The organism is Achromobacter semiaridum (assembly GCF_053543755.1).
Genome location: NZ_JBLVOL010000019.1, coordinates 20,836 through 27,841 on the forward strand (window position 1 = coordinate 20,836; position 7,006 = coordinate 27,841).

5 protein-coding genes are annotated in these 7,006 nt (G+C 64.2%); 4 read left to right on the forward strand and 1 reads right to left on the reverse strand.

Annotated elements, in window-relative coordinates; all coding sequences use genetic code 11:
* Positions 1 to 223 precede the first annotated feature (223 nt).
* Positions 224 to 4,129: an autotransporter outer membrane beta-barrel domain-containing protein gene (locus tag ACNPP0_RS06420; RefSeq protein WP_448705343.1), complete on the forward strand. Its 3,906-nt coding sequence runs from the start codon at positions 224 to 226 to the stop codon at positions 4,127 to 4,129.
* Positions 4,130 to 4,251: 122 nt separating this feature from the next.
* Here ACNPP0_RS06420 and ACNPP0_RS06425 read toward each other — a convergent pair whose 3' ends face one another.
* Positions 4,252 to 4,635 (reverse strand): winged helix-turn-helix transcriptional regulator, encoded by a 384-nt coding sequence (locus ACNPP0_RS06425; protein ID WP_332611624.1) that lies wholly within the window; start codon positions 4,633 to 4,635, stop codon positions 4,252 to 4,254.
* A gap of 112 nt (positions 4,636 to 4,747) precedes the next feature.
* On the opposite strand from ACNPP0_RS06425, the gene ACNPP0_RS06430 reads away from it, so the two are divergent.
* The 3 genes from ACNPP0_RS06430 to ACNPP0_RS06440 all read left to right on the forward strand — a co-directional run bounded on the left by ACNPP0_RS06430 (position 4,748) and on the right by ACNPP0_RS06440 (position 6,992).
* Positions 4,748 to 5,731, forward strand: a complete 984-nt coding sequence (locus ACNPP0_RS06430) for an NADPH:quinone reductase (RefSeq protein ID WP_448705344.1) — start codon at positions 4,748 to 4,750, stop codon at positions 5,729 to 5,731.
* Between the two features lie 91 nt (positions 5,732 to 5,822).
* Entirely contained in the window at positions 5,823 to 6,722 is a 900-nt protein-coding gene (locus tag ACNPP0_RS06435) for an oxidoreductase (RefSeq protein ID WP_448705345.1), read from the forward strand.
* Between the two features lie 93 nt (positions 6,723 to 6,815).
* Positions 6,816 to 6,992 carry a DUF3606 domain-containing protein gene (locus ACNPP0_RS06440; protein ID WP_082134474.1) on the forward strand — a complete coding sequence of 59 codons (177 nt, stop codon included), beginning with the start codon at positions 6,816 to 6,818 and terminating at the stop codon, positions 6,990 to 6,992.
* Positions 6,993 to 7,006: the final 14 nt, after the last annotated feature.

Genomic DNA, 7,006 nt, shown 5'->3' on the forward strand with positions numbered 1-7,006 from the left:
AACGCGAACAGTCAGGCAAGAAATTACCCGGAAAACCGCCTCACATCCTCCGTTCTACAACGTCCCGGGGATACCACTGCGAAAAATAAAATGCGCTCAAACTTGCGAAATACGTAGCTCGAATAGTCCGAAAGATGTAATTTTGTCGGGGAAATGAACAGCAGCACTGATGCCCGGTAGTACGTCCACTAAACAAGGTGTGCACGGAAAAGGAGCGTGTTGTATGTATCTCGCCAAGGTGTCGGGCGGCCGCCCCAATAACATCTGGATCAAGACGCGCTGGTGCCTCTTGATTGGTTCGCTGAACATGGGTGTCGACGTGGCGGCGCAGACGACCTGCCCCGCAGGGCCTGTGTCCCAATCTGGCACCGCGTGCCAGGTGACCGCCGGTTCCACGATCAATGTACTGAGCGCCACACAGCCCGGCCTGGATGCACAGGGTTCCGGCGGGGCGATCTCGGCAACTGGCGTGACGATAAACCTTGGCGGGACGGGTTCGACCTTGCCGCGCACCTATGTGGGCGCGCAGGCCGTCAATGGTGGTCGCATCACCTTCGACAACGGCGTGCTCAACACCGTGCAGGCCGCGACGGGCCAGCAGGGACTGGTGGCGGCCGGCGCGGGTAGTTTGGTAACGACGTCCGGATCCAGCATCACGCTGGGGCTTGCCACCACCGTGAACGACAACGTTGGCGTGCTGGCGGTGGGCGGTGGGACCGTGCGGATGATCGCCACCGATGTGGCCGCCCGGGGGGGTGGCGGTGCCCGCAATCACGCGCTTTCAGCGACGGGCGTGGGCAGCTTCATTTCGCACGCGGGCGGTCTCATCAGCACCAGCGGACGGGGCTCGTTCGGAGTGCAGGTCGACGCGGGTGCATCGGTCGCGCTTGGGCCAGGCACGACGATAAGCACAACGGGCACCATCACCTCGGGCGGTTCGGCAATCGGCAGTTACGGCGTGTGGGCAAACGGATCGGGGACAAACGGGGCAACCGTGGTGCCGAGCCACGTCGACGCAAACGGCATATCGATCATCACCGGAGACCCGGCCCTTGCGGCCAGCAGCGGCACCAGCGCGGCAGGGGTGCGCCTGGAGAACGGCGCCAGCGCGTCCCTGACCGATGTGTCGATCACGACCCGAGGCGCCGGCACGACGATCAATCCGGCAGCGGGCGTGCTGGTGATGTCAGGCAGCAGCGTACTGTTGCAGGGCGCAAGCTCTGTCACCGCGCAGGGCCAGTTCGGACATGGGCTCGTGGTACAGGACGCGGGTTCCAGCGCAGTGGTGAACGGCGGGACGTTTCAGGTGAATGGTGCGCGGTCCATCGGCATCAACGTCCTGGCCGGCGGCACCGTTACGATGAATTCCGCCAGCGTTGCGGCGGGGTCCGGCGCCGCGATCGGCGTTCAGGTCGACGGCGGCACGTCGGGCGTGGGCACCTCGTTCACCGCAACAAACACCACCATAGCCGCGTCCAACGCCACCGGGCATGCGTTGCGCGCCAATGCGGGCGCCAGCGTCACGCTGACCCAAGGGTCAGTGACCAGCAACGGAATCAACGCCGATGGCTTGATCGCTGCAAATTCCACCATCACGGCCACGGACGTCACTATCCTGACAACCGGCGACGGCAACGCGATGGGCGTCCTGGCGGACCTGAACAGTTCGATCTCGGTGACAGGCGCCAGCGTCACCACCGCGGGCACGGTTTCCGGGGGGGACCGCCGTCCCCACGCGGTGGCGGCCCGCAACCCGGGGGCACGACTGTCTGTCACTGACAGCACCCTGCGAACCAGTGGCGATGAAGCGATGGGCGTGGTCGCCGACGATGGAGGCTCGGTCGCCCTTGAGCGCGTACCGCTCACCACTTCGGGCACGCTGGCCATCGGCGCATTTGCCGTGGTGGAACAAGCCGGCGCGCGGTTCGCGGCAGACATCGTGGCCACCGACTCGACCATCCGCACAACCGGTCTGCGCGCCTACGGCACACTGGCGCAACGTAATTTTCTGGACGCGCCGGCCACCGTGCGCCTGTTCAATTCCTCGGTCACGACGGAAGGCGCGCAAGCGGTGGGCCTGCGAGCGGTCAGCGCGGGCGCCGTCACGGCCACGACAAGCCGCGTGCTGACGCAAGGCGCGGCCGCGCACGGCGCGCTGGCGCGAGACAGCGGCAGTCTGGTCACGCTTAACCAGACGCCAGTCACGACGCAGGGAGTAGCGTCGCACGGGGCAGTGGCGCAAAACGGCGGCAGGGTCGTCGGCGACGGGGCCGAGATCCGCGCCAACGGCGGTACGGCAATGGGCCTTTTTGTGGTGGGCGACCCGGGGCCGGCAGCCAGCATCGACCTGGCAAGATCCAGCGTGACAAGCGTGGGCGGCCCGGCGATCGGCATGGCCGGCCTTGCCAACGTCACGCTGCTGAACAGTACGGTTTCGGGAAATGGCGTATGGCTGCAAGTGGGCAGCATCGACAACTTCCCTCTGCTGTCTGCGCCGGATGCGCCCCTGGGGGGCATCCCGGATCCCGACACGCTGCTGGGCGACGCCGTCGCCGCGCCCCCTCCCGTCACCGCCGTGGGCACGGCTGGGCAGGCTACCGTGACCGCCTCGGGTTCAACATTGACAGGCGCCGCGTTAACCGCGGCGGGCAGCGTTTCAAACGTGGCCTTGCAGTCGAATACCGTTTGGTCAATGACGGGCAATTCCAACATCACGAACGTGACGAACACCGCCAGCCAGATCGTTTACGCGCCGCCTGTCGGGAACGTCTACAAAACGCTGACCGTTTCAAATTACGTGGGCGGCGCCGGCAGCGTCGTCGCGCTGAACACATTTCTGGAGGGCGACGGCTCGCCTTCCGACATGGTCGTCATTACGGGCACCGCCACCGGACAAAGCGGCTTGCGTATCACCAATACCGGCGGTGCGGGCGCTGTGACACAAGCGAGCGGCATCAAGGTAGTGGATGCGATCGGCGCCGGGACGACGACAGGAACCGCCTTTGCACTAAGCGGGCGCGCCGTCGCGGGGCCCTACGAATACCGGCTGTTTCGCGGAGGCACCGCGCCGGAGGAAGCTGATAACTGGTATTTGCGATCTGAAAAGAACCCGGCGCCCCCGGTGCCTCCGGACGGACCGCCGGTGCCGCCCGCCCCCCCTGATCCCCAGCCCTTGTATCGTCCCGAAGTGGCTGCCTATCTTGCCAACCAACGCCTGGTGGGGCAGATGTTCGTGCAAAGCATGCATGACCGGCTTGGTGAACCGCAGTTCATTGAGACGCAGCAATTCGACGACAACGACAGCAGGCGCAGAGCGCTCTGGCTGCGCGCCGTCGGTAAATGGGAAGGGTCACACAGCCGGGATGGCAACTTTGATGTCAGCACCAACCTGTTCCTGCTCCAGGGCGGCGGCGACATCGCCCAGTGGAAGCTGTTTTCCGACACCGACAGACTGCACGTTGGCGTGATGCTCGGATATGGAACTGCCGACAGCACGGCACGCGCCGATGGTAATCCGTACAAGGCAAAAGGACGTGTCGATGGCTACAACGCCGGGCTGTACGGCACGTGGTTTCAAAATAACGAAACCAAGCTAGGCGCTTACGTCGATACGTGGTTCCAGTACGGCTGGTTCAACAACAGAGTCCAGGGCAGCGATCTGCCGCGTGTTGACTACGACTCGCAGGGCTGGGCCATTTCCGCCGAAACCGGATACGCGTTCAAGCTGCGCGAAAACTGGATGCTTGAACCTCAAGCCCAGATCATCTACGTCGACACAAACACCGATAGCGTCACCGAAGAAAACGGAACGCGCGTCGATAGGGCCGACTCCAACGGAACCATCACACGCCTGGGCGTGCGCACGTATTCGACCTTTGACCTGGGCAATGCGCGCAAGGCGCAACCCTTTGCCACGATCAACTGGTGGCATACCAATGTTGACAGCTCCGTGTCGTTCAACCAGCTGCCGCTGGGCGAGCTCTATCCCAAGGACAGGTACGAGCTCAAGCTGGGCGTGCATGCGGATTTCACCAAAGGCTGGACCGGCTGGGTCAATGCGTCAGGCAGTTGGGGCGCGCAGGACTATCACCAATACGCGGGCCGGATTGGCGTGAAATATACGTGGTGATGCGCGACGCCCATGAGCCCGCGTTTCGAGCAAATGGAAACCTGCTCGTCATTTAATCGACCGCGGCGGTTCGTGTATTTCCACCATCCCCGGCTGCGTGGCGCGGCACCGTGCCCGACAGTTTAGGAGGCCGTCGTCTTTCGTTTCCGCGTCTTGCTTTGCAGGTAGAGCTCGCCCCAGGCCTTCATCGCTTCCAGCGTCGGAGCCAAGGTGGTTCCTAGCGCCGTCAGCGTGTACTCCACGCGTGGAGGCACTTCGGCAAAGACTTCACGGCTGACAATGCCGCTTGCCTCAAGCTCGCGCAGCTGCAACGTCAACGAGCGCTGAGTGACCCCGCCGATCAGCTTTTTCAGTTCGCCGAAACGCTTGGTGCCGCTGAGCAGATAGTGAATGATCAACGGCTTCCATTTCCCCCCCGCGATGTGTACGGTGATTTCCACCGCGCATCGGTATTGATCTAGCTTGCCACGCGCCATGATGCCGCCCTGGTTCAGATAAAGCCTCAATAGTATATTTTTTATCCTTACATATAAACAATGTGCCTACTTGTAGAAAAGCCACTGGATTTCGATAATGCCGGTTCACGGAAGCATGTCTTCCATGTCCGAGAACAAATCCATGAAAGCTGCTTTTTACGAACGCCAGGGCCCCGCGCATGAAGTGCTCTGCGTCGCTGACATCCCCGACCCCCATCCCGGCCCCGGTGAAGTCCGGGTGCGGGTGCGCGTGTCGGGGCTGAACCCCACCGACCTCAAGGCCCGCACGGGGTTTTCCGCTGCGATGCCGTTTCCGCGCATCATTCCGCACCAGGACGGCGCGGGCGTTATTGATGCCGTGGGCGATCCGAACGAGGCCGGTCGGGTTGGCCAGCGGGTATGGGTCTATGAAGCCCAGTACGGCAGGCCGACCGGAACCGCCGCGGACTACGTCGTGGTGCCATCGGCGCAGGCGGTGCCATTGCCGGATAACGCATCTTTCGAGGTCGGGGCGTCACTGGGCATCCCGGCCTTGACGGCCCATCGCTGTCTTTTCGCCGACGGCGACATCCGTGGCAAGAACGTGCTCGTGCAAGGCGGGGCCGGCGTGGTGGGCACCGCCGCCATCCTGCTGGCGAAGTGGGCGGGCGCCTGGGTTGCGGCCACCGTCATGAACGAAGCGCAGGCCACCGTCGCTCGCGCGGCGGGCGCGGATCTGGTGTTGGACCGCCTGAACGACGATGTCGCCTCGGCAATCAAGGCGCGCACGGGCAATATGGGCGTCGACCGCATCGTCGACGTCAACGTGAAGGCGAATCTGGATATCGACATGGCATGCCTGGCGCCTGGAGGTGTCATCAGTTCGTACGCGATGTCGCATGCCGACGACGCGCTTGCGTTGCCATTGTTAAGCGCGATGGTGCATGGCTGCGTCTTGCGGTTCGTGTTTATCTATACGGTGCCCAGGGCTGCGAAGGTCCAGGCGATCAAGGACATCAACGCCTGCCTGGCAAGCGGGAGCTATGCCCCGCATATCGGGATGAAACTCGAACTGGATAAAATAGCCGACGCTCACGTCGCGCTTGAATCGGCATCTGTCGTGGGCAAGGTGCTCGTCGCCTTGTGAAGCGTTTGCCGGCCCGGTCTGCCACGCCGCACGGTCCGGCCGCTACGCCTGCGCTCCGCCATCAACAGTGCTTTTCAAGGAACCCCATTCCATGCGTACCGCAACAGAGGCAGCAAGCGTCGCCATCGTCGGGCCCGGCGCCATCGGCACTACGGTCGCGGCGGCCTTGCACCAGTCCGGCCGCACGCCCTTGCTGTGCGGACGCACGCCGCGCCGTGAACTGATTCTTCAGGACGGCGACCAACGCATTACGGTGCCGGGACCAGTGCGCAGCGACCCCGGCCAGATCGATGGCGCCGCCGACATTGTTTTTCTTGCAGTCAAGGCAACGCAGATCGATGCCGCATCAGGCTGGCTGGCGGCGTTGTGCGGCCCGGACACCGTCGTGTGCGTATTGCAGAACGGGGTCGAGCAAATGGAGCAGGTCGCCCTGCATGCCCCCAGCGCGCGCATCATTCCCGCCGTTGTGTGGTTTCCCGCGCAGGCGCAGCCGGACGGCTCGGTGCGCTTGCGTGGCGAGGCGCGGCTTAGCCTGCCGGATACGAAGGCTGCGCACGTGGTGGCAGAGGCGCTGCGCGGGACCTTGTGCGCGGTAGACGTCACCGCCAACTTCCAGACACTGGCCTGGCGCAAGCTCTTGCAGAACGCGGTGGCGGGTTTGATGGCGCTTACCCATCGCCGCGCCGGCATGTTCGCGCGGCCCGACATCGCCACGCTTGCCATCGCTTATTTACAGGAATGCCTTTCCGTGGCCCGGGCTGAAGGGGCGCAGCTGGGCGACGAGACTCCGCAGGAGATTCTTGCAAAGTTCCAAGCCGCCCCGGCCGACATGGGCACGTCCATTCTGGCGGACCGCCAGGCGGGCCGGCCGCTGGAATGGGATATCCGCAACGGCGTCATCGCGCGCCGCGCGCGCGCCCACGGCATCCCCACGCCGATCAGCGACATCGTGGTGCCGCTGCTGGCCGCCGCCAGCGACGGACCGGGCTGACCCCCGGGCAGGGGCCTGGGTTGCCAGGCAGCCGGGCCGGATATCGGGAACGCGGCTTGCTGCATTGAAGTTTCTTCCAACAGAGGAGACATCATGGCCGACGACCTGAAGGATCGAGGACCCCAAGACCGGTCCCGCATCAATGTGAACGAAGCCCACGAACTGCGCTACTGGACGCAGGCGTTAGGGGTCACCGAGGCGCAGCTGCGCGAGGCGGTGCAGGCGGTGGGCGCATCCGCCGCCGCGGTGCGCAAACATCTGGGTAAGTGAAGTCGGGGGCGGCG